Source organism: Arthrobacter sp. S2(2024), from assembly GCF_036662515.1.
GTDB lineage: Bacteria > Actinomycetota > Actinomycetes > Actinomycetales > Micrococcaceae > Arthrobacter.
The window spans coordinates 1-21,054 of record NZ_JAYKZI010000008.1 but is presented as its reverse complement, the minus strand read 5'-3'; the positions used below and the strand labels follow the sequence as shown (position 1 = coordinate 21,054).

Annotated in this window: 17 protein-coding genes; 15 read left to right on the top strand and 2 right to left on the bottom strand. The window is 66.3% G+C overall.

Annotation, left to right across the window (positions count from 1 at the left end; genetic code table 11):
* The first annotated feature begins 71 nt into the window (after positions 1-71).
* From VLA65_RS15520 to VLA65_RS15470, 11 genes are all read left to right on the top strand, one after another.
* Positions 72-995: a shikimate dehydrogenase gene (locus VLA65_RS15520; RefSeq protein ID WP_332603027.1), complete on the top strand. Its 924-nt coding sequence runs from the start codon at positions 72-74 to the stop codon at positions 993-995.
* Positions 995-2,926, top strand: coding sequence for a bifunctional sugar phosphate isomerase/epimerase/4-hydroxyphenylpyruvate dioxygenase family protein (locus VLA65_RS15515; RefSeq protein ID WP_332603026.1), 1,932 nt, complete (start codon positions 995-997; stop codon positions 2,924-2,926). The genes VLA65_RS15520 and VLA65_RS15515 overlap by 1 nt, the downstream gene beginning before the upstream one ends.
* 42 nt (positions 2,927-2,968) lie before the next feature.
* Entirely contained in the window at positions 2,969-3,841 is an 873-nt protein-coding gene (gene pcaH / locus VLA65_RS15510) for a protocatechuate 3,4-dioxygenase subunit beta (RefSeq protein ID WP_332603076.1), read from the top strand.
* Between the two features lie 3 nt (positions 3,842-3,844).
* A complete protein-coding gene (gene pcaG, locus VLA65_RS15505) occupies positions 3,845-4,411 on the top strand; it encodes a protocatechuate 3,4-dioxygenase subunit alpha (RefSeq protein WP_306964646.1) in 567 nt (188 codons plus the stop codon).
* Entirely contained in the window at positions 4,408-5,853 is a 1,446-nt protein-coding gene (locus VLA65_RS15500; RefSeq protein ID WP_332603025.1) for a lyase family protein, read from the top strand. Before pcaG ends, VLA65_RS15500 begins: the two co-directional genes overlap by 4 nt.
* Positions 5,846-6,661: an alpha/beta fold hydrolase gene (locus VLA65_RS15495; protein WP_332603024.1), complete on the top strand. Its 816-nt coding sequence runs from the start codon at positions 5,846-5,848 to the stop codon at positions 6,659-6,661. The genes VLA65_RS15500 and VLA65_RS15495 overlap by 8 nt, the downstream gene beginning before the upstream one ends.
* Positions 6,658-7,131, top strand: coding sequence for a 4-carboxymuconolactone decarboxylase (gene pcaC / locus VLA65_RS15490; RefSeq protein WP_059388802.1), 474 nt, complete (start codon positions 6,658-6,660; stop codon positions 7,129-7,131). The genes VLA65_RS15495 and pcaC overlap by 4 nt, the downstream gene beginning before the upstream one ends.
* 72 nt (positions 7,132-7,203) lie before the next feature.
* On the top strand, positions 7,204-8,427 hold the full coding sequence (locus VLA65_RS15485) for a thiolase family protein (RefSeq protein ID WP_332603023.1): 1,224 nt from the start codon (positions 7,204-7,206) through the stop codon (positions 8,425-8,427).
* 5 nt (positions 8,428-8,432) lie between these two features.
* Positions 8,433-9,092 (top strand): 3-oxoacid CoA-transferase subunit A, encoded by a 660-nt coding sequence (locus tag VLA65_RS15480; protein WP_306964636.1) that lies wholly within the window; start codon positions 8,433-8,435, stop codon positions 9,090-9,092.
* Position 9,093: 1 nt separating this feature from the next.
* Positions 9,094-9,765: a 3-oxoacid CoA-transferase subunit B gene (locus VLA65_RS15475; protein WP_332603022.1), complete on the top strand. Its 672-nt coding sequence runs from the start codon at positions 9,094-9,096 to the stop codon at positions 9,763-9,765.
* Positions 9,766-9,851: 86 nt separating this feature from the next.
* Complete coding sequence (locus VLA65_RS15470) at positions 9,852-10,673, top strand: IclR family transcriptional regulator domain-containing protein (protein ID WP_059388800.1); 822 nt, start codon at positions 9,852-9,854, stop codon at positions 10,671-10,673.
* 23 nt (positions 10,674-10,696) lie between these two features.
* On the opposite strand, the gene VLA65_RS15465 is transcribed toward VLA65_RS15470, so the two are convergent.
* Positions 10,697-14,368, bottom strand: coding sequence for an RCC1 domain-containing protein (locus VLA65_RS15465; RefSeq protein WP_332603021.1), 3,672 nt, complete (start codon positions 14,366-14,368; stop codon positions 10,697-10,699).
* A gap of 146 nt (positions 14,369-14,514) precedes the next feature.
* A complete protein-coding gene (locus VLA65_RS15460; protein WP_284988494.1) occupies positions 14,515-15,126 on the bottom strand; it encodes an NADPH-dependent FMN reductase in 612 nt (203 codons plus the stop codon).
* Between the two features lie 228 nt (positions 15,127-15,354).
* Between VLA65_RS15460 and VLA65_RS15455 the strand changes: the two genes are divergently transcribed.
* From VLA65_RS15455 to VLA65_RS15440, 4 genes are all read left to right on the top strand, one after another.
* Entirely contained in the window at positions 15,355-16,545 is a 1,191-nt protein-coding gene (locus VLA65_RS15455; RefSeq protein WP_284988493.1) for a Re/Si-specific NAD(P)(+) transhydrogenase subunit alpha, read from the top strand.
* On the top strand, positions 16,545-16,886 hold the full coding sequence (locus tag VLA65_RS15450; RefSeq protein WP_284988492.1) for an NAD(P) transhydrogenase subunit alpha: 342 nt from the start codon (positions 16,545-16,547) through the stop codon (positions 16,884-16,886). Before VLA65_RS15455 ends, VLA65_RS15450 begins: the two co-directional genes overlap by 1 nt.
* Complete coding sequence (locus VLA65_RS15445; protein WP_284988491.1) at positions 16,883-18,265, top strand: NAD(P)(+) transhydrogenase (Re/Si-specific) subunit beta; 1,383 nt, start codon at positions 16,883-16,885, stop codon at positions 18,263-18,265. The genes VLA65_RS15450 and VLA65_RS15445 overlap by 4 nt, the downstream gene beginning before the upstream one ends.
* 230 nt (positions 18,266-18,495) lie before the next feature.
* On the top strand, positions 18,496-21,054 hold a 2,559-nt coding region (locus VLA65_RS15440), incomplete at its 3' end, for a fibronectin type III domain-containing protein (protein WP_332603020.1).

The window sequence follows — 21,054 nt, the reverse complement described above, 5'->3', positions numbered from 1 at the left end:
ACGCTCTGGACGTCCCGAGGGAATCCAGGGAGGGCCAATCCGCGGGTGCAGTTGTCAAAGGAGCAATGAGCATGAGCAACCGAGCCGAATCCTTCCTGGTGGGCCTGATCGGTGAAGGCGTATCGCCTTCACTGACGCCGCCCATGCATGAGAGGGAGGCTGACGTCCAGGGGCTGCGCTACCTGTACCGGCCCATCGACCTGCTGGAGCTCTCCCTGCCCGGCTCCGCCGTCGGCGATTTGCTGACCGCTGCTTCCCGGCTTGGCTACAACGGCCTCAACATCACGCATCCGTGCAAGCAATTGGTGCTGCCGTTCCTGGACGAGGTTTCCGAGGACGCAAGGCGGCTTGGCGCTGTGAACACCGTGCTGATCAAGGACGGCCGCTTTACCGGCCACAACACGGACTTCTCCGGCTTCGGCTCAGCTTTGGCCAGCGGCCTTCCCGACGCCGGCCTGGAGCGAGTCGTCCAGCTCGGCGCCGGGGGTGCGGGCTCCGCCGTCGCATACGCCCTCCTTTCCGCGGGGGTCAAGTCACTGGACCTTGTGGACGTCGATCCGGCGCGCTGCGCGGAACGGGCGGCGGAACTTGCCGCGCTGTTCCCGGGCAGCACCGTCACGGCGCGCACGACGGCGGAGCTGCCGCAACTCATGCCGCTGGCCGACGGTTTGGTGCACTGCACCCCGGTGGGCATGGCCGCGCATCCAGGCCTCCCGCTGGACATGTCCCTCGTGGAACCCCGCCACTGGGTGGCTGACATCGTCTACCGGCCGATCGAAACGCAGCTGGTGCTCGAGGCCCGCGCCAAGGGTTGCCGCGTTCTCGACGGCGGTCGCATGGCCGTGGGGCAGGCCGCCGACGCTTTCCGCATCTTCACCGGCCGCGATGCCGATCCAGAACGGATGCGGGCGCATTTCCTGGAGCTGGTGGGCGCCGAGGAATCCACGGCTGAAGAGTCGAAGGCCGACAACGCATTCGCCGGGGCGGGGCACTGATGCGCACGGGAATCGCCACGGTCTGCCTCTCCGGTACGCTCAAGGAAAAGATGCAGGCCTGCGCTATCGCGGGCTTCGATGGCATCGAGATCTTCGAACAGGACCTCGTCACCTCCCCGCTTAGCCCGGAGGACGTGCGGAAAATGGCCGCTGACCTGGGACTCGGACTGGACCTCTACCAGCCGTTCCGCGACTTTGACAGTGTCTCCGAAGACATCTTGCAGGAAAACCTGCGCCGGGCGGATGCCAAGTTCAAGCTCATGTCCCGCCTCGGGATGGACACCATCCTGGTGTGCACCAACGTGGGAACCGCCACGATCGACGACGACGGCCTCCGGGCCGAGCAGCTATCCCGGCTGGCGGAATTGGCCGGGAACCACGGCGTCAAAGTGGCGTACGAGGCCCTGGCCTGGGGCAAGTATGTCAACGACTACGAGCACGCGCACCGCTTGGTGGACACCGTGGACCACCCCAACCTGGGCACCTGCCTCGACTCCTTCCACATCCTTTCCCGCGACTGGGACACCGCACCCATCGAGGCCATCAAGCCTGAGAAGATCTTCTTCGTCCAGGTGGCCGACGCCCCGAAGCTCTCCATGGATGTCCTGTCCTGGAGCCGCCATTACCGCGTGTTCCCGGGCGAAGGACAATTTGAACTGGCCAAGTTCATGGGCCACGTGGCCCGCGCGGGCTATTCCGGCCCGGTCTCGCTGGAGGTCTTCAACGACGTCTTCCGCCAGTCCGATGTGGAGCGTACGGCCGTCGACGCGATGCGCTCGCTGATCTGGCTTGAGGAACAAAGCGCCAAGTGGCTCGACGCGAAAGCGGCATCCCTTGCGGCGGAAGGCGTCTCTGGTGACTCGCGCGCCAACGCAGCCGGCCGCCGTCGTTATCCCATGGAACTGGCCACGCTGCCCAAGGTGGCTGAACCGGCCGGGTTCAACTTCGCAGAAGTCAAAACCGATGAGCCCGCACAGCTCGAAACTCTCCTGGGCCAACTCGGCTTCGAATTCGACGGCCGGCACCGGACCAAGGACGTGCAGTTGTGGTCCATGGGCCACGCCCGCGTCATCATCAACGAACAAGCGCCGTCGCACAGTGAACCCGCCATTGCGGCGTTGGGGTTCGACGTCGACTCTCCGGTGATTGCCTCGGCCCGCGCCCAGCAGCTCAAGGCTCCCGTGGTGCCACGCAAGGTGCAGGCGGACGAGGAAGTGTTCCAAGGCATCGCCGCCCCGGACTCCACCGAGATCTTCCTGTGCCAGGGCAGCCCGGACGGGACGGCGGCATGGACCAGCGAATTTAGGCAGACCCATGAATTCGGCGAAGGCCTCGAGCACCCTATAGCGGGAGCGCAAGCGGTGATCGACCACGTGAATTTGGCCCAGCCGTGGCAGCATTTCGACGAGGCCGTCCTTTTCTACACGAGCGCCCTCGCGCTCGAACCGCAGCCGTTCGCCGAAGTGCCGAGCCCCAGCGGCCTGGTGCGCTCGCAGGTCATGGTGACGTCCGACCGTGCCGTGCGCCTGGTGCTGAACCTGGCTCCGATGCTTCAGCAGGAGCCCGGCCAGAAGGGCAACGGCGCCCGCAAGAGCTACCAGGAACACATCGCCTTCGCGGTGGATGACCTCGTGGCCACGGCCCGGGCGGCGCAGGCACGGGGACTCGACTTCCTCCGGATACCGGCCAACTACTACGAGGACCTGGATGCGCGGTTCGCCTTGGATCCTGCCTTCCTGGCCACCCTCAAGGAATTGAACCTTCTCTACGACAGGGACGCCAACGGTGAATTCCTCCACTTCTACACCGCCACGGTGGGCAGCGTGTTCTTCGAAATGGTGGAACGCCGCGGCAATTACGACGGCTACGGCGCCCCCAACGCCCCCGTGCGGCACGCCGTCCAGTACGACTCGCTTCACGCCCACCACTAACCAGAAGCAACGAAAGAAACTACCCGAAAGGAGCCGGCCGTGCTGCTAGACGCAAATGCCGGGCACCACCAAGACGACGAGCTCGTACCGGCGGCCGAACCGCATGCCGGGCACGCGCCGTTGGACGCCGCAGCCGAAACCCAAGCGGATCTCAGCGCCGAGATCAAGGCCATCGGCGAAGCGTACGCCCAGGCGCTCAAGAACGGTGCCGCGCCGGAGACCCAGCCCCGCCTGGACTTTGCGCCGTACCGCAGCAGCATCCTGCGCCACCCCACCAAGAGCCTGCACCACGCGGACCCGGAGACTATCGAGCTGTACTCGCCGGCATTCGGGCACCAGGACGTGCATGCGTTGGAATCGGACCTCACCATCCAGCACAACGGTGAACCCCAGGGCGAGCGGATCATCGTTCAGGGCAAAGTGCTCGACGGCGACGGCCGCCCGGTTGCCGGCCAACTCGTAGAGATCTGGCAGGCCAACGCTGCCGGCCGTTACATCCACAAGCGCGACCAGCACCCCGCCCCCCTCGACCCGAACTTCACCGGCGTCGGACGCTGCATCACCGGACCGGACGGTTCATACCGATTCACCACCATCAAGCCCGGCGCCTACCCATGGAAGAACCACCTCAACGCCTGGCGCCCGGCGCACATCCACTTCTCCCTCTTCGGCACGGATTTCACGCAGCGCATCGTCACCCAGATGTACTTCCCGGGCGACCAGTTGTTCCCGCTGGACCCCATCTACCAATCGATCGTGGACCAGGACGCCCGCGACCGGCTCGTCGCCAAGTACGACCATGAGCTGACGAGCCCCGAATGGGCCCTCGGCTACAACTGGGACATCGTCCTGAGCGGTTCGAAGCGGACCTGGACCGAAAACGAAGCCTTTGGCGACGCCGGGGACGAGGAGTAGAACATGAGCAAGCTGACACCCACACCAGGCCAGACCGTTGGCCCGTTCTACGGCTACGCGCTCCCCTTTAATAAGGACAACGAGCTCCTCGCCCCGGGCAGCGCCGGAAGCATCCGCCTGCAAGGCACCGTGTATGACGGCGCCGGAGAAGCTATCCCGGACGCCATCCTGGAGATCTGGCAGCCGGACTCCGAAGGCAACGTAGTCCAGCGCACCGGCTCCCTGGTCCGCGACGGCTACACCTTCACCGGTTGGGGCCGCGCCGCGGTGGGCAACTCCGGTGTGTTCACGTTCACCACGGTCAACCCCGGCCCCACCGAAGCGGGCGCGGCTCCGTTCATTTCCGTCGCCGTTTTTGCGCGTGGCCTCATGAACCGCCTGTTCACCCGCATCTACTTGCCGGAAAACGAGGAAGCGCTCGCTGCCGACCCGCTGCTCAACTCCCTCGATCCCGAGCGCCGCAAGACCCTGATCGCGCGTCGCGACGCGGATGGCGGACTCACGTGGGATCTGCGCCTGCAGGGCCGGAACGAGACTGTTTTTCTCGACTTCGAAGGCGCCTCCCAGTGAGTGGCGACGGCGATTTCGGGCTGCTCAGCCCGGTTTCGGCGTCGCCCGCCGTCGTGGCGCTGACAGGTGACCGTGCGGTGATCGCGGCCATCCTCGACGTCGAAGCCGCCTGGGCATCCGTGCTCGAAGAGGCGGGCTTCGCGCCGGCCGGTTCTGCCGCCGTCGTCACCGAGGCCACGGAATCCTGGGCCTACGACGCCGCTTCCATCGCCGAACGCGCACAAGGTGGCGCCAATCCGGTCATTCCGCTGCTGGCCGATCTCCGGGGGAGGGTCAGGCAGCTCGAGGCTGGGCGCCCCGGCGGGCCGATCGGCGCGTTTGCCGCGGTGCACACCTCCCTGACCAGCCAAGACGTCCTGGATTCGGCCCTGATGCTGCTCGCGCACCGCGTGCTTTCGGCGCTTCTCGCCGAAGTAAAAGGTACGACGACGGCGCTCGCCGCCCTTGCGGAACAGCATGCGGACACGCTGTGCGTGGGCAGAAGCCTGACGCAGCACGCGCTTCCGTTCACCTTCGGGCTCAAGGCGGCGCAGTGGTTCCACGGAGTGGCAGCCGCGGCCCGTCGCCTCGAAGCGCTGGAGTTGCCCGTGCAGTTCGGCGGCGCCGGCGGCACCCTGGCCGCCGGCACCGTACTCACGGAAGGCTCGTCGTCGAGCCCCTTTGCGCTGGCGGATGCCTTGGCCGGAAGGCTGGACCTCGCTCCCGTTCCCGCACCGTGGCACACCAACCGGCTGGCGGTCACTGGACTCGGCGACGCCTTGGCTTCCCTCACGGACTCCTTCGGCAAGATCGCCTCGGACCTGCTGTTCCTCGGCCGACCCGAGGTTGCCGAGCTCGGTGAGCCCCTTGCCGCTGGCCGCGGAGTCTCGTCGGCCATGCCGCAAAAGCAGAACCCCGTGTTGTCCGTGCTGATCCGCAGCGCCGCACTCCAGGCGCCCGGGCTGGCTGCGCAGCTGCACCTTGCAGCCGCGAACTTCAACGACGAACGCCCGGACGGCGCCTGGCACAGCGAATGGCCTGCCCTGCGTGGCTTGCTTCGGCTCACACTCGGCGCAGCCACCCAGCTGCGCGAGCTCGCCGAAGGCCTCCGCGTCTTCCCAGAGGCAATGCGCCGCAACCTGGAAATCTCCGGGCCGTTACTCCTCAGCGAAGCCGTCGCATCCTCCGTTGCTCCGCTCCTCGGCGCGGACAGGGGCGAGGCGAAGGCCAAGCTGCAGTCCGTCGTCGACGAGACCCTGCAAGCACCCGCAGCCGAGCAAGCCCGGATCTACACCAAGCTCCTCCGCGAAGCCGTCCCGGCCAGCAAGCTGTCCGATGAGGAACTGCAGGCCCTTCTGGACCCCGCGAACTACACGGGTGAGGCTGCCGAGATCAGCCGTCGCATCTTCGCCGCGTACCCGGAATTCACACACACCAACCTGAAGGGAACCGATCGTGGCTAAGCCCATCGTCAAGGCGGTGCTGCTGTCCCCGCAGCGCACGCTGGGGGAGAAGCCGCTCCTGGTGGTGGGGCCCTCGCTCGGAACGTCCACCGTGCTCTGGACCGAGACGGCAGCCCTGCTCGGCAACGAGTTCGACGTCATCGGCTGGGACCTGCCCGGCCACGGCGTCTCGCCCGCGGCCTCCGAAACGTTCCGCGTCGCCGAACTCGCGGACGCGGTGATTGACTTGGTGGACTCGATCGCGCCCGGTGCCGTGTTCCACTACGCCGGGGATTCCCTGGGCGGTGCCACAGGACTGCAGCTCGGCATCAAGCACGGAGAGCGGCTCAAGTCCCTGTCCGTGCAGTGCAGCGGAGCGAAGCTCGGTACGCCCGAGGGATGGCTGGAACGTGCCGAAACCGTCCGCGCACAAGGAACCGCGGTGATGATCCAGGGTTCCGCGCAGCGTTGGTTCGCTCCCGGCTTCATGGATCGCCAGCCCGTGGTCAGCAGCCGCCTCCTGCATGCCCTGCGGGACGCCGACCGCTTCAGCTACGCCTTCTGCTGTGAAGCCCTCGCCGGATTCGACGTCCGCGCGGAACTCGGCAGCATCACTGTCCCCACGCAGGCACTGGCGGGCGTCGAGGACACCGTTGCGCCGCCGTCGTTCGCTGAAGAAATTGCCGCGGGCATCAACACCAGATTCAACACAGGTGGCGGCACCGCTATCGCTATTGCGCTCGACGGCGTCGGGCACCTTGCGCCCGCGGAGGCGCCTGCCGTCGTCGCGGACCTGATGCGGACATTCATGACGGAGGCCGGAAAATGAGCACTGATTCTTCGCAAGGCGCCGTTCAGCGCGACGCTAGCTCGCAGGAAATCTACGACGCCGGCATGGTGGTCCGCCGCGAAGTGCTCGGCGATGCGCACGTGGACCGCGCCAACGCCAAGAAGGACGAATTCACCGAAGACTTCCAGGACATGATCACCCGCATCGCCTGGGGAGGCATCTGGACCCGGCCCGGACTGACGCGGCAGATGCGCTCCGCCGTCACCATCACCGCGATGGTGGCGCACGGGCACTGGGAAGAACTGGCCATGCACATCCGCGCGGCCATCACGAATGGGCTGAGTAGGGACGAGATCAAGGAAATCCTGCTGCAGACCGCCATCTACTGCGGAGTCCCCTCCGCCAACACCGCATTCAAGACCGCTCAAGGCGTTTTCGCGGAGCTCGACGCGACCCCCGAAGCCCCCACGGCCCCTGAAGCCCCCACCCACCCAACTAACTCGCATTAGATGTCGTTTTGAGCCCTCATAACGACATTAACTGCGAGTTGGTTGGGATCACAGAAACTTAGAGGAGACCCCATGAACCAGGCGTATGTGTACGACGCCGTGCGCACACCTTTTGGAAAATTCGGCTCCGGCCTTGCCGGGGTGCGCCCGGACGACCTAGCTGCCCACGTGGTGCGCGAAGCCGTCAAGCGGGCCCCTGCTTTGGATGTTGAGCGGATCGACGAGGTGGTGTTCGGGAACGCCAACGGCGCGGGCGAGGAGAACCGGAACGTCGCCCGCATGGCCACCCTGTTGGCCGGGCTTCCGACGTCGATTCCGGGCACCACGATCAACCGCTTGTGCGGGTCATCCTTGGATGCCGCGATCATCGCCTCCCGCCAGATCAACGTCGGCGACGCCGAGCTGATGCTCGTGGGCGGGGCCGAGTCCATGTCGCGTGCACCCTGGGTGCTGCCCAAGACGTCCAAGCCGTACCCTGCTGGCGACATGACCTTGGCTTCCACCACCCTGGGTTGGCGCCTGGTGAACCCGGCGATGCCGAAGGAATGGACCATTTCCCTGGGCGAGGCGACCGAGCGGTTGCGTGAGAAGTACGGAGTCACCCGGGAACGCCAGGACGAGTTCGCGGCGGCCTCGCACAACCTCGCGGCCGCGGCGTGGGACGAGGGCTTCTACGACCAGCTGGTGACGCAGGTTCCGGGCACGGAGCTGGTCCGTGACGAAGGCATTAGGGCGGGTTCGACGGCGGAGAAGCTGGCCGGGCTCAAGACCGTGTTCCGGCCCGAGGCCGGCGGTCCGGAGGGTGGAACGGTCACGGCGGGCAACGCTTCTCCGCTGTCCGACGGCGCGTCCGCGGCGTGGATCGGCAGCGAAAGCGCCGCCGGGCTGCTCGGGCTGGAGCCGCTGGCCCGCATCGCCGGCCGCGGAGCACACGGAAACGATCCGCAGTTCTTCGGCTACGCCCCGGTTGAGGCCGCCAACAAGGCACTCGCGAAGGCGGGAATCGGCTGGGAGCAGGTGGGCGCCGTCGAACTTAACGAAGCTTTTGCCGCGCAGTCCCTGGCCTGCATCGATGCGTGGGGTATCGATCCGTCCATCGTGAACCGGCACGGCGGAGCGATTGCGATGGGCCACCCGCTGGGCGCCTCCGGCACCCGGATCCTCGGCACCTTGGCCCGCAGCCTGCAGGCTTCTGGTGAGCGATGGGGTGTCGCGGCCATCTGCATCGGGGTCGGGCAAGGACTGGCCGTGGTGCTGGAGAACGTCACCTCCGGCGTAGCCGGAAAAGGAGCCTAGAGGAAATGCTGAAATTCATTGACACCGTGGGCGAGGCCATCGCCGGCATCAAGGATGGCTCCACCGTCATGATCGGGGGCTTCGGAAATGCGGGCCAGCCGTTCGAACTCATCGACGCGCTGCTCGATTCCGGCGCCACCGACCTCACCGTGGTGAACAACAACGCCGGCCAAGGCGACCAAGGCCTTGCACTGCTGATCAAGGAAGGGCGGGTCCGGAAGATGATCTGCTCCTTCCCGCGCCAGTCGGATTCCTGGCACTTCGACGCCAAGTACAAGGCCGGCGAAATCGAACTTGAACTCGTCCCGCAAGGGAACCTCGCCGAGCGCATCCGGGCCGCGGGCGCGGGTATTGGCGGGTTCTTCACCCCCACCGGTTACGGCACCATGCTCGCGGAAGGCAAGCACACGCGCTTCCTCGACGGCAAATGGCAAGTGTTCGAGACGCCCATCCACGCCGACGTCGCACTCATCAAGGCCCTCAAGGCCGACGGCAAGGGCAACCTCGTCTACCGCAAGACCGCCCGGAACTTCGGCCCCATCATGGCCGCCGCGGCCAAACACACCATCGTCCAGGTGTCGGAGATCGTCCCGACCGGCGCCCTGGACCCGGAGAACGTGGTGACCCCGGGAATCTACGTCAACAGCATCGTGAAGGTGGCCTGACATGAGCATCCTAACGTCAACAACACCCTTGGGACGCGACGATCTCGCGCGGCTCGTGGCGCGGGACATCGCTCCCGGCTCGTTCGTGAACCTCGGCATCGGCCAGCCCACGCTCGTCTCCAATTACCTCACCGAAGAGCAGAACATCACCCTCCATACGGAGAACGGGATGCTCGGGATGGGCCCTGAGGCCAAGGGCGAGGAGATCGATGGCGACCTCATCAACGCCGGCAAGATCCCCGTCACCGAGCTTCCCGGCGCCTCGTACTTCCACCACGCCGATTCCTTCGCGATCATGCGCGGCGGCCATCTGGATATCTGCGTGCTCGGCGCGTTCCAGGTATCCGCCACGGGGGACCTCGCCAACTGGCACACTGGAGCACCGGACGCCATCCCGGCCGTCGGCGGGGCGATGGACCTGGCCACCGGCGCGAAGGACGTGTTCGTCATGATGACGCTCCTGACCCGCGAGGGCGTGTCCAAACTCGTGGAGCACTGCAGCTACCCGCTCACCGGCGTGGGCTGCGTGACGCGCGTGTACACGGACAAAGCAGTCTTCCTGATAGGACCCGACGGCGTGACCGTGCGTGAGACGTTCGGCTGCACCTTCGAAGAACTCCAAGCCCTGGTGCCGGTCCCGCTGAAGGCGGCGGGCGCCGTCGTCGGCGTCTAAAGGGCAGCGCGAGCTGGCAGCAGATGCCCTCTGGAAGCAATCCACGGGGCAAGTGCTGCCAGTTCGCGCTAATAAGATTGGTAACCATGACCGACGCAGCAGTAGCCGGAGCCCCGCAGGCGGGTGCTCCCCAGGCCAGCGACCAGTACGTGCAATCGCTGGCACGCGGATTGTCCGTGATCCGCGCTTTCGACGCGGCCAACCCCGTCATGACGCTCAGTGAGGTGGCGGCACGCACTAACCTGACGCGTGCCACGGCGCGACGGTTCCTGCATACCCTGGTTGAGCTGGGCTATGTCCGCACGGATGGCAAGACCTTCGCCCTCACGGCGATGGTGTTGCAGCTTGGCTATTCGTACCTGTCGGCGTTGTCCCTGCCCCAGCTCGCACAGCCGCACCTTGAAGAACTTTCCCTCAAACTGGGGGAGTCGACGTCGGCCGCGGTACTGGATGGCGCGGACATCTTCTACGTGGCCCGCGTGACCACTCGCCGGATCATGACGGTCGGGATCTCGGTGGGCACCCGCTTTCCCGCCTACGCCACGTCCATGGGTAGGGTGCTTCTGGCTGGCCTGACGCCGCAGAAACTGGACGAGTACCTGTCCTCGGTGGAGTTCAAAGCCCTGACGCCGCGGACCATCACGTCCCGCGAAGAGCTGGTGGCCGAGCTGGATCGCGTGCGCAGGCAGGATTGGTGCGTTTTGGACCAAGAGCTGGAGCTCGGACTTATGTCCGTGGCAGCGCCCGTTCGCAACGCTGCCGGCAAGGTGGTGGCCGCCGTCAACGTCTCGCTCCAGGCCCAAAACGTCGCCGCGCAGCGTGATCCGCGGGCCTATATCGAGTCGGTTCGCGACGAAATCGTACGAACTGCCGGGCTGATTTCGGCGGATATTGCCGCCAAGCACTAGCAGAGGCGCTCGGGGCCGAATGTCTAGAGCCACAAGCTCGTCACGCCCGTGAGGCCTTGGACCTGGACGGGTGTGTTGCTGCTGCTCGCGGCGCCGTTGCCAAGTTGACCCTGCGCGTTGTCACCCCAGGCGCGGACCGTTCCATCACTGAGCACAGCGAATGCGTCGTACATGGTGCATGCCAGCGAGCTCACCCCGGTGAGGCCCTGGACCTGCACCGGGGCGGGGCTGTCAGTGGTGGTGCCGTTCCCCAGCTGGCCATACCAGTTGGCACCCCATGCGCGGACTGTTCCATCCTTGAGGACCGCGTACGCAGAGATTTCGCTCGCGGCGACGCTCGCGACTGCGGTGAGACCCGGAACTTGGACCGGCACGCTGCTGCTGGCGGTGCCATTGCCTAGCTCGCCATACGTGCCGGCCCCCCAAGCCCGGACTGTCCCGTTCCCCAACACTGCGTAAGCCGTGCCGCCGTTGGCTGCGAGGGACACGGCTCCTGCCAAACCGGAGACTTGGACCGGGGTGTTGGCGTTCGCGTTGGTGCCGTTGCCCAGCTGGCCATAGCCGTTGTAGCCCCAGGCCCGGACCGTCCCGTCAGTCAGGACTGCGTACGCCGTGCCGTAACTGGCCGTGATGGAGGAGACGCCCGTGAGGCCGGTGACTTGGACCGGGGTGTTGCTGTCGGCGTTGGTGCCGTTGCCCAGTTGCCCGGATTGGTTGCTGCCCCAGGCGCGCACCGTCCCGTCAGTCAGAACCGCGTAGGCGGAGCCCCCGCTGGCTGTGATGGAGCCGGCCCCGGTGACCCCCTGGACCTGGACGGGGACGCTGCTGTTGCTGGTGGTTGCATTGCCGAGCTGGCCGGAGGAATTGTCTCCCCACGCCCACACCGTTCCATCGCCCAGCAGGGCGTAGGCCGTGCCTCCGCTGGCGGTGATGGATACGACTCCGGAGAGTCCGCTGACTTGGACGGGCACGCTGCTATCGCTCGTAGTGCCGTTTCCGAGCTGGCCAAAACTGTTTCCGCCCCAGGCCCACGCTGTTCCGTTGACCAGCGCGGCGTACTTGGTGCTGGGACCTTGGGCTCCCATGGCGACCCCGGACAGTCCCGTGACGCCAAGCGGCACGTTGCTGAACGAAGTTGTGCAGGTAACGCCGAGTTGGTGGTTGTAATTGTCACCCCATGCGCGGATGGTTCCATCTGCAAGCACGGCGAATGCGGTCCCTCGTGCCGCCGAGATCGATGCTGTTCCCGCTAGGCCGGTGAGACCCGTGACTTGGGTGGGAACATTGCTGTTAGCGGTAGAGCCGTTGCCGAGTTGTCCGGTCGGGTTGACGCCCCAGGCACGGACCGTCCCGTCACGCAGCACGGCATACGCCACCGGGTTGTTGGTGTCCCCTTTGCCAGCAGTGATGGACAAGGCCGTGGTGAGGCCGCTTACCTGGATGGCAGCGGGGCTGTTGGTGGTGGTCCCGGTGCCGAGCTGCCCGGACTGGTTGAGGCCCCATGCCCGTGCTGTCCCGTCGCCAAGTACGGCGTATACGCTGCCTTTGCCGGCTGCCATGGACATGACGTTGCTGATCCCCTGGACGCGGACCGGGGTGTAGCTCTCCGACGTCGTCCCGTTTCCGAGCTGGCCGCTCCCGTTCGCGCCCCAGGAACGCACGGTCCGGTCGGCCAGTAGCGCGTACGCGTTGTAGTTGCTGGCCACGATGGAGGTGACGCCGCTGAGGCCTTGGACCTGAACCGGTCTGTTGCTGCTGTTGGCGGAGGTTCCGCTGCCAAGCTGCCCGCTCGAATTGTCGCCCCATGCCCGGACGGTCCCGTCGGACAACAGTGCGTAGGCGCTGAAGTCGCTGGCGGTGACGGCGGCGACCCCCGTGAGGCCGGTGACCTGGGCCGGCGCGCTGCTTCCGATTCCTGTGGTGCCGTTGCCGAGTTGACCCACGAAGTTGGAACCCCAAGCACGGACGGTTCCGTCATTGAGCAGGGCATATGCGCCGTAATAAGTGGCCGTGATCGCGGTGACGCCAGTGAGGCCTTGGATCTGGAGGGGGGTGCTGCTGAAGGTGATCCCGCTGCCGAGTTGTCCGGTGGAACTCTCGCCCCAAGCGCGTACGGTCCCGTCGCCGAGGAGTGCGTACGCTGTGCGACCGTTGATCGTGATCGATGTGACTCCGCTGAGGCCCTGGACTTGCACGGGAATGCTGCTGTCGTTGGTGGTTCCGTTGCCGAGCTGCCCGGACTGGTTGCTGCCCCAGGCGCGTACGGTCCCGTCGGCCAGCAGCGCGTAACTGGTGGAACCATCGCCGGCGATCGACTTGACTCCCGAGAGGCCGGTAACGGCGGCAGGGTTGGCGAGGTAAGGGGTGGTCCCGTTGCCCAGCTGGCTGGATTGGTTGTTACCCCAGGTGACAGCTGAACCGCTTGACGCTCCGGGTAGGTAGTAGCCCGCGACGTCGGCGATCAGCTGCGTGGCGCCGTCGGAACGGTTGAAGAGGGTGATCTTGCCGTCGGCCCCCACGGGGACGGTGACGGAGCTCGGAACAGTCTGGCCGCTCGCGAAATTCACATTGGACGCATTCGGCCGGATGCTCCCCGAAGCGTAAGCGGTGATGAACCCGAACGATTGCGGGCCGGTGACGGTCAGGTTGAAAACCGCGGCCGCGACGTTGGCGGGAATCCCGCCCGCGCCGCCCACGCGGAAGGACACCGTCCCGTCCGGACCTGCCGGCGCGCTGCTCCGTGTATCCAGGAGTCGTGCGGGATTCACCGGAACGAAAGCGCCCGGAGCGCTCGGGGTCCCTGAGAGGAAATAGCCGGCGACGTCGGCGATCAGCTGGGTGCTGCCGGAGGAACGGTTGAAGAGGGTGACTTTGCCGTCGACGCCGACTGGAACCGTTACGGAGTTCGGAACCGTTTGGTCTGTGGCGAAGTTGATGTTTGAAGAGTTCGGCCGCGTGGTTCCGGAGGCGTAGGCCGTGATGAACCCGAACGACGTCGGATTCGCCACGGTGAGGTTGAAACTCACCGCCGAGACCGAAGCCGGAATCCCGCCCACGCCTCCCACTTGGAAAGACACTGTTCCGTCAGGGCCCGCAGGCGTGCTGCCGCGGGTGTCCAGCAGCCTGGCTGGGGCTATCGGGACGAAGGCGCCGGGTACGGTCGGCGTTCCGGGGAGGTAGTACCCGGACACGTCGGCAATCAGCTGGGTGCTGCCGGAGGAGCGGTTGAAAAGGGTGACTTTGCCGTCGACGCCGACCGGTACTGTCACGGAGTTCGGTACGGTCTGGCCGGCAGCGAAGTTCACGTTGGAGGAGTTCGGCCGTGCGGCACCGGAAGCGTAGGCCGTGACGAATCCGAACGATTGCGGGCCGGTGACGGTGAGATTGAAGACCACCGCCGCGGCCGCAGCGGGAATTCCGTTCATGCCGCCCACCCGGAAGGACACGGTCCCGTCGGGGCCCACAGGCGTGCTGGTACGGGTGTCCAGGAGCCTGGCGGGTGAGATCGGAATGAAGGCTCCGGCCGCCGTCGGCCTCGCCGAAGTTCCCACGACGGCGACCGGCGCGCTCGTGGAACCGCCCGTGCCGGCAGCCCAGGCGCCGGGCGCCGCAAGGCCGGACAAGATCAGCAGGACGCCCATTGCGCCAGCAACGCCAGTGGCACCACGCCTCAGCCACGCACGCAAAGACCCCATGAAATCTCCGAAGGACTGGGCTCCCGATGACGGGCAAGCCGGTATTGATCCTCGCGAAAATTACCACATGGGTAGATCCCGGCGTGGTTGCCACGGCGCGTTGTAGCGCGTGGGCTCGCGGCGCGGGCGAAGCTGCGCCCACCGCATCACCGCGTCAGCTTGGCGCCGTCCGGGTGTTCGTCGCCGATGTGCCCGGGAGCGTTGGCGGCCAGGACGCGCTCGACGAACGCGCTGTACTCCTCCATGTAGTGGCGCAGGATGGATGCCGTGCCTTCGTCCCTGACCGATCCGTCCTCGTTGTAGGCCGCCGGATTGAACTTGATGTAGGCCTCGGGAGCATTCAGCTGAGGTGCGTCGAGGAAGCTCAGGACGCTACGCATGGATGCCTGCATCACGGCCGTCCCGATGCTTCCGGGTGATGTGCCGATGATTCCTGTTGGCTTGCGCGCGAAGGAGTTGGTTCCCCACGGCCGCGATCCCCAGTCGATGGCGTTCTTCAAGGCGCCGGGGACGGAGCGGTTGTACTCGGGTGAAACGAACAGGATGCCGTCCGACGCCGCGATCGCGTCCTTGAGGGCCCGGCCGGCAGGCGGGTAGTCGGCGTCGTAGTCCGGGCTGTACAAGGGCAGGTCCTTGATGGGAATCTCGGTGAATTCGAGCTCTTCCGGCGCTACGCTGATGAGCGCCTTGGACAGGACCCGGTTGATGGAGCGGCTTGAAAGGCTGCCGACGAAGTATCCGATCTTGTACGTTGCCATGACTGTGTTCCTTCCCGACGGCGCGGCCGGAACCGGCTCATCGACGGTGCGGTAACTGGAGTCTCCCAGCCCACAGCGAGCTTATTAGAGCAGCCCGAAGATGGGAATGGCCGGACGCCGCCGCCACACCTACTCCCGCCCGGGCCTTCGGCGTCCTAGACTCAAGCCAACAACGGCTCGGGACAATGCTGTTCAGAAGGACGTTGGGGTTTCGGAAAGGGAGCGCGGGTGAAACTTGGCATAGCGCGGGAACGGCTCGATGGTGAACGTCGTGTGGCTGCGACGCCGGAGACGGTCACGCAGTTGGCCGGACTGGGACTGGACGTCGTCGTCGAAAGCGGAGCCGGAGGCGCTGCGGGCCACAGCGACGAGGACTACCGCCAAGCAGGCGCGCTCATCGTCCCCGACTTGGACCTGGCCCGACTGGACGTCTACGCTCACGTCCGCCCACTCGAACCAACGACGGCGGCCGCGCTGCGACGGGGCGCCGTCACCGTTGGCCTGGCCTCGCCGTCGTCGGAACTTCCCACCGTCCGCGCGCTCGCCGAAGCGGGCGTGACATCCTTCGCGCTTGAGCTGGTGCCGCGCATTTCCCGGGCACAATCCATGGATGCGCTCACCTCCCAGGCCCTGGTGGCCGGGTACCGCTGCGTGCTCGAGGCGGCCATGCGGCTCCCGCGCTTCTTTCCGCTCTACATGACGGCCGCCGGAACCATTCCCCCGGCCCGTGTGCTGGTGCTGGGAGCGGGCGTGGCAGGCTTGCAGGCCATCGGCACCGCGAAAAGGCTGGGCGCACGCGTCTCCGCCAACGACATCCGGCCCGCCTCGGCGGACGAGGTCGCATCCATGGGCGGCACCTTCATCAAACTTGACGTGGAGACGGCCGAATCGTCCGGCGGCTACGCGCGCGAACTCAGCGCCGACCGCGGTGCCCTGCAGCGTGAGCTGCTCGCCCCGCACGTGGCCCAGGCGGATGTGCTCATCACGACGGCGGCGGTCCCCGGACGGCGGGCCCCTCTCCTCGTGAGCCGCGAAATGGTCCAGCACATGCGCCCGGGCTCGGTGGTCGTCGACCTCGCCGCAGAGTCCGGCGGCAACGTGGAGGGCTCGGTACCGGGGCTGGATCTTCAAATCCCGACGGCGGACGGCCAAGGCACGGTCACCCTGGTGGGGATGAAGGACGCCGCCTCCGCCATGCCCGCTGACGCCTCGCGCCTCTACGCGAAGAACGTCGCGAACCTGCTGGCCCTGATGACGTGTGATGGTGCCGTTGTCCCGGACTTCGGCGATGAGGTGGTGGCGGGTGCGTGCCTGACGCACGACGGCGAGGTGCGGCACGGTCCGACGGCCGAGGCGCTTGCTGCGCTCTCCGCCGAGACGGCGGAATCCGTGAGCTCTGCAAACGAGGGGGTTTCCTGATGGACGGAATCGCCCTGCTCACCATCACCGTTCTGGCCGTCTTCGTGGGCTTCGAAGTGGTCTCCAAGGTCTCAAGCACACTGCACACTCCCTTGATGTCCGGCGCGAACGCCATCCACGGAATCATCCTGGTGGGCGCGATCATCGTCGCAGGGCAGGCCTCGGACCCATGGGTCCTCGCGGTGGCCTTGCTCGCCGTCGTCCTCGCCACGGCCAACCTGGTAGGCGGATTCGTGGTGACCGACCGCATGCTGGAGATGTTCCGCGGCCGTAAACGCGTTGCGCCGCCCGGCGGGAAGCCGGAGTCCATAGACGCTGCGTCCAAGGAGCGCACGCGATGACCCTCATCGATCCGGTGTGGACTTCGCTCCTCTACCTCGCGGCCGCAGTCTGTTTCATCCTCGCGCTCAAGGGACTCAATTCGCCACGAACCGCCCGGCGAGGCAACCTGGTGGGCGCATTCGGTGCGGCACTCGCCGTCGCCACGGTCTTCCTCTCGGTCAAGATGGACAACGTTCCCTGGATCCTGGGCGCCATGGTGATCGGTTCGGGCGTGGCCGCGCCGGTCGCGCGCCAGGTCAAGATGACCCAGATGCCACAGCTCGTCGCGCTTTTCAATGGCGTGGGCGGTGGTGCCGCAGCGCTCGTTGCACTCTTGGAACTTGCTCACACGGAGGACCACTGGGTGCGCGTGGCGATCGTCTTCACGCTGCTGGTGGGGGCGGTGTCCTTCGCGGGTTCCGCCATCACGTTCTCCAAACTCCAGGAGCTCATGACCACCCGCCCCGTGGTGTTCCCCGGTCTGCCGACCCTCATGGGGGCGGTGCTGCTAGCGGCGGTGGGTGCCGCCGTCGCCGTCGTTTTTAGCGGTTCCATCGCGCTCGCGTTCCTGCTTTTGGTGCTCGGTCTGGCGGCGGGCGTACTGCTTGTGCTCCCGGTAGGCGGCGCGGACGTGCCGATCGTCATCTCGCTGCTGAATGCCTTCACCGGCCTGGCCGTGGCAGCCTCGGGCCTGGTGCTTGGCAATGTGCTTTTGGTGGTGGCCGGCACGTTGGTGGGTGCCTCGGGCACCATCCTTACCAGGGCCATGGCCGCGGCCATGGGCCGCAGTGTTGCCGGCATCCTCTTTGGCGCGTTCAAGGGAGGCTCGACGGCGGGGTCGACGGCGGTGAGCGACCGCCCCGTCCGCTCCTCCAGCCCCGAAGACGTGGCCGTGCTCCTTGGCTATGCGCAACGGGTCATTATTGTTCCCGGCTACGGGCTCGCTGTAGCACAAGGGCAGCACACGGCGGCCGAGCTGGCCCTTGCGTTGGAGGCGCGGGGCATCGACGTGGATTTCGCCATCCATCCGGTGGCCGGCCGCATGCCCGGGCACATGAACGTCCTGCTTGCCGAAGCCAATGTGCCCTATGAGTCCCTCAAGGAAATGGGCGAGATCAACTCGGAATTCCGGACAGCCGACGTCGCGCTGGTGGTCGGCGCGAACGACGTCGTCAATCCGGCCGCGAAAACCACCGCGGGTTCGCCGATCTACGGCATGCCCATCCTTGAAGTGGCCGACGCGCGACAAGTAGTTTTCCTGAAGCGCTCCATGCGGCCGGGATTCGCGGGAATCGAGAACGAACTCATGTACGAACCGCAGACCACACTGCTGTTCGGCGACGCGAAGGAATCCCTCACCAAAGTGTTGAGTGCGGTCAAGGCGCTCAAGCTTAGTTAATCAAATCTGGGGTGCCCGCCGGCCTTTCTGCTGCCCAATCGGGTGAGCACACTCAGGATCGCTAGGCGAAGCTGCCGCCCAGCCGGGTGAGCCCACTCAAGACGCGGAAGAATCCAAGGCCCTATCATCGGCCGAAGACCTAGGGTGGGAACGCTCCCGCCCTTGACGGTTGCCCGGGCTTCGAATGGACGGTGAGCGGAGTGGCTGGACTCTCGATTCAGGAGCAGGCGGTGACGCGGCGCATCGGCGTCCGTTGGGCCGCCGTTGGAGCGTGCGCGGCAATGGTCCTGGCACTCCTCAGTGGCTTTGCTTTGCCGGCTCATGCGGTTGCAAACACCGTCATCACGCTGACCTTCGATGACGGCAACGCCGACCAACTGACCGCCGCAGCCACGCTGAAGAACCTCGGACTCCACGGCACCTATTTCGTCCCCTCCGGATGGGTCGATCAGCCGAGCTATTTCACCTCGGCGAACCTGCAGCAGCTTTTCGCCGACGGAAATGAGATTGCCGGGCACACGGTCACCCACCCCGACCTGGTCACCTTGACCTCGGATGAAGTGACGCGCCAGGTGTGCAACGGCAGAGTGGCCCTGGCAAACATGGGCTTCAAGGTCACCAGCTTCGCCTACCCCTTCGCCTCCTTGGATCCTGCCGTGCAGACCATCGTGAAGAATTGCGGGTTCAACAGTGCACGCGGGCTCGGGGACCTTTACAGCAAGGACGATCCCGGGCTACCGGCTGCCGAAACCATTCCGCCCGCCAACCCCTATGACACCGCGGCACCGGAGGAAGTGGACAGCACATGGACGCTGTCCAACCTTGAAAACTCCGTGACCAGGGCACAGGCTGCCGGCGGTGGCTGGGTTCAATTGACGTTCCACCACATCGCCGTGGGGACCGATCCCACCCTTACCATCAGCCCCAGCCTGTTCAACCAATTCGCTTCCTGGCTAGCGCAACAACAGGCAGCGGGCAGCATCGCCGTGAAGACGGTTGACCAGGTAATCGGTGGCGCGGTCCAGCCCCTCGTCTCCGGCCCGCCGGTGCCGCCCCCGCCTCCCCAGGGGACCAACATGATCCAGAACCCGAGCCTCGAGACACTGACCAGCGGGATTCCGCTGTGCTGGGCTGCTGGTGGATACGGCACCAACACCCCCAGCTTTTCAGTGGTCTCGCCTGGCCACACGGGCAATAACGCAGAACGCCTGACTATGAGCGGCTACGTCAGCGGTGACGCGAAACTCCTGCCAGCCCTGGATCTTGGCGGCTGCTCTCCCACGGGCACTCCGGGCCATATCTATCAGCTCAGCGCTTGGTATAAATCCAATGTCATCACCCAATTCGAGGTCTACTACCGCACCGGAACGGGGTACTGGACCTATTGGACGGCGAGCCCGTTGTTCAACGCGAGCAGTAATTGGACGCAAATCACGTGGACCACACCGGCGCTCCCGGCAGGTGCCTCGGGAATCAGCTACGGACTGAACATCCAATCCAACGGTTCGATCACCACGGACGACTATTCGATGATCGACATCACCCAGGCCGCGGCGACGGCGCCGGCTGCTCCCACGGGGGTGGCCGCGACGGCGGGTAACGCTTCGGCGGTGGTGTCCTGGACGGCGCCGGCCAACGGCGGCTCCCCCATCACTTCGTATGCGGTGACGCCTTCGTCCGGTGGCACGGCTTTGGCTCCGGTGACGGTTACCGGTAACCCGCCCTCAACGACGGCGACCGTCACCGGGCTGACCAACGGCACCGCCTACACCTTCACCGTCACGGCAACGAACGCCGTCGGGATGTCACCCCCGTCGGCCGCGTCGGCTCCCGTCACCCCGACGGCCCCAACGGTTCCGGGGACTCCCACCGGCGTGAGCGCGACGGCGGGAAACGCCTCGGCGGCCGTGTCCTGGACGGCGCCGGGCAACGGCGGCTCCCCGATCACCTCCTATGCGGTGACGCCTTCGTCCGGTGGCACGGCCTTGGCTCCGGTGACGGTGACCGGGAGTCCGCCCTCGACGACGGCGACCGTCACCGGACTCACCAACGGCACGGCGTATACGTTCACGGTGACGGCGACGAACGCCGTCGGCACCTCCGCGCCGTCGGCGGCCTCGGCTCCGGTGACCCCGACGGCCCCGGTTCCCGGGGTCGCGAACGGCGGGTTCGAATCCGGGCTCACGTCCTGGACCACCGGCGGGGTCAGGGCACCCGTGGCCTCCAGCACCGCGCACACTGGCACCGGCTCCGCGCTCCTGGGCCTGGCCTCCGGCACCGAACCGCTCGGCGACAGCACCCTGGCCCAGACCCTCACCATGCCCGCCACCGGGACCTCCACCCTGTCCTTCTGGTACCAGCCCCACACCGCGGACGACACCTGCACCGGCACCGCCTGCCGCTACGACTGGATGGAAGCACAAGTCCGCACCACGAGCGGCACCACCCTGGCGAGCCTGTTCAAGCTCAGCAGCAACTCCGGCACCTGGACCCAGCTCAGCACGAACCTCTCCGCCTACAACGGCCAAACCGTCGTGCTCTGGTTCAACGTCCACCTCGACGGCGCCAGCCCGGCGGATGACACCTGGATGTACCTGGACGACGTCACCCTCACCAACACCCAGACCACCCCCACCGCACCCGCAGCCCCCACCGGGGTCACCGCGGCGGCCGGGAACGCCTCAGCCACCGTGACCTGGACCGCCCCGAACAACGGCGGCTCCCCGATCACCTCCTACGCCGTCACCCCGCACGCCGGAACCACCACCCTGGCCCCGGTCACCGTCACC

Bases quoted from the DNA above. Each gene is read 5' to 3' on its own strand.
- VLA65_RS15520 (WP_332603027.1), top strand. From the start codon at position 72: ATGAGCAACCGAGCCGAATCCTTCCTGGTGGGCCTGATCGGTGAAGGC.
- VLA65_RS15515 (WP_332603026.1), top strand. From the start codon at position 995: ATGCGCACGGGAATCGCCACGGTCTGCCTCTCCGGTACGCTCAAGGAA.
- pcaG (WP_306964646.1), top strand. From the start codon at position 3,845: ATGAGCAAGCTGACACCCACACCAGGCCAGACCGTTGGCCCGTTCTAC.
- pcaC (WP_059388802.1), top strand. From the start codon at position 6,658: ATGAGCACTGATTCTTCGCAAGGCGCCGTTCAGCGCGACGCTAGCTCG.
- VLA65_RS15485 (WP_332603023.1), top strand. From the start codon at position 7,204: ATGAACCAGGCGTATGTGTACGACGCCGTGCGCACACCTTTTGGAAAA.
- VLA65_RS15480 (WP_306964636.1), top strand. From the start codon at position 8,433: ATGCTGAAATTCATTGACACCGTGGGCGAGGCCATCGCCGGCATCAAG.
- VLA65_RS15475 (WP_332603022.1), top strand. From the start codon at position 9,094: ATGAGCATCCTAACGTCAACAACACCCTTGGGACGCGACGATCTCGCG.
- VLA65_RS15470 (WP_059388800.1), top strand. From the start codon at position 9,852: ATGACCGACGCAGCAGTAGCCGGAGCCCCGCAGGCGGGTGCTCCCCAG.
- VLA65_RS15465 (WP_332603021.1), bottom strand. From the start codon at position 14,368: ATGGGGTCTTTGCGTGCGTGGCTGAGGCGTGGTGCCACTGGCGTTGCT.
- VLA65_RS15460 (WP_284988494.1), bottom strand. From the start codon at position 15,126: ATGGCAACGTACAAGATCGGATACTTCGTCGGCAGCCTTTCAAGCCGC.
- VLA65_RS15450 (WP_284988492.1), top strand. From the start codon at position 16,545: ATGGACGGAATCGCCCTGCTCACCATCACCGTTCTGGCCGTCTTCGTG.
- VLA65_RS15445 (WP_284988491.1), top strand. From the start codon at position 16,883: ATGACCCTCATCGATCCGGTGTGGACTTCGCTCCTCTACCTCGCGGCC.